We start from the raw sequence: 1,333 nt of genomic DNA on the forward strand, positions 1-1,333 counted from the left end.
GCCCTGCGCCGGCTGGCCCGCGCGGGCCAGCCGGCGCAGGGCCCGCGCCAGTTTCGCCGGACCCCGCATGGCGGGCAGCGGCCCGGGCAGGGCCGCCAGCGGGACCAGGTGCAGGGCCGCCAGCAGCTCCGCGGCCGCCTCCCACGGGGCGTCCTCCGGGCGCTCGGCGTCGACCGGGTCCCCGTACGGCCACAGCGACACCGGCCGGCCCCGCAGCAGTCCCGCCGCCGGCCGCAGCGGCGGGAGCAGCACCCCCGCGAGGGCCCGGTCGGCGGCGATCCGCATCCGGACGGCCAGCTCCTCGGGGTCGCTGTCGGCGGCGTGCGCCTTGGCCACGAGCTGCCCGCAGCGCACGACGGTGCCGTCCTCGCGCTCGGCGAGGAGCTGGTAGGCGGGCTCCGGCTCGCCGGTGGCGTACGCGGCCAGTGCGGCGGGCAGCGGTGCGGCCGGGGCGGGCACCGCTCCCTTCCCGAGGCGCCGGGCGGCGTGCTCCTGGTTCATCGCTGCTCCCCGCCTGTGCGTCGCTGGGCCACCGGCCCTCGCACAGCAGGTTACGGAACGCCGCGGCGGCAACCGCGGCACGGCGGGAGGGCAAAAGAGCGTGCTGCCCGTACGACTCCCCAGTCGTACGGGCAGCACCCTTCACCTGCCGTCCGCCGCTCCCCCGTCCCCACGGGGTTCGGCGGGCCGATGCCCCCTGCCCGGGCCGCTCTCCCGGGCGGGCGCCGCTCAGCGCCCCAGCATCGCGCCCACGGACGACGCCTGCGCCGCCACCTGCTCGAACCCCCCGAAGAGGAAGAGCAGGAGGGCGGCCAGGGGGAGGACCATGGCCGCGGCCACCAGCGGGTGGCGCGTACCGGACTCGGGGGCGTGGAACGCGAATGCCTTGCGCCCGTGCCGTGCCGTGTCCGCCATGGCCCCTCTCCCTGTCGTCTGGATGCGGCGGGCGCGTGACCTCGGGGGACGAGAGTGCGCCCGCCGCATGACCACCACACTAGGCACGGCGGGGGCACGCGGCGTCCTGCCCGCGTACCCATTGGCAGGCCTCCGGGAGGATGACGGGGCGGGCTGCGTGTACTCCCCTGGTTGGAGGCCGCCTCCCCTTCGTGGGGGTCTTCCCTGAGGGGGATGACCACAGCGTGGTGAGTTCGCTCACTTCCGTCACTCCCCGCACATGCGGGTCCCCGGACCGGGTGCACTGTGATCGCCCCCGCGGTGCGCCCGGCGCACGCGTACGCCCTCCGGGCCGCCCCGGGCGCCGCCCGGTCCGACGGCCCCTCAATCCCCGCCCCGGACAAGGGCGTTGACGTGGGGCGGGGGTGCGATGCGGGGG

General features: G+C 77.6%; 1 protein-coding gene and 1 pseudogene. Both read right to left on the bottom strand.

The genetic code is table 11. The features are described from left to right. A pseudogene (locus tag EF903_RS32645) lies at positions 1-501 on the bottom strand (hypothetical protein); the annotation flags it as partial. A gap of 228 nt (positions 502-729) precedes the next feature. Beyond that, a complete protein-coding gene (locus EF903_RS32650; protein ID WP_125548539.1) occupies positions 730-915 on the bottom strand; it encodes a hypothetical protein in 186 nt (61 codons plus the stop codon). Positions 916-1,333: the final 418 nt, after the last annotated feature.

The sequence above is a fragment of the Streptomyces sp. WAC05292 genome, from assembly GCF_003949955.1.
Classification (GTDB): domain Bacteria; phylum Actinomycetota; class Actinomycetes; order Streptomycetales; family Streptomycetaceae; genus Streptomyces; species Streptomyces globosus.

What these genes read in the sequence shown, in the direction of transcription:
- EF903_RS32650 (WP_125548539.1), bottom strand. Translation starts at nt 915, where the DNA reads ATGGCGGACACGGCACGGCACGGGCGCAAGGCATTCGCGTTCCACGCC.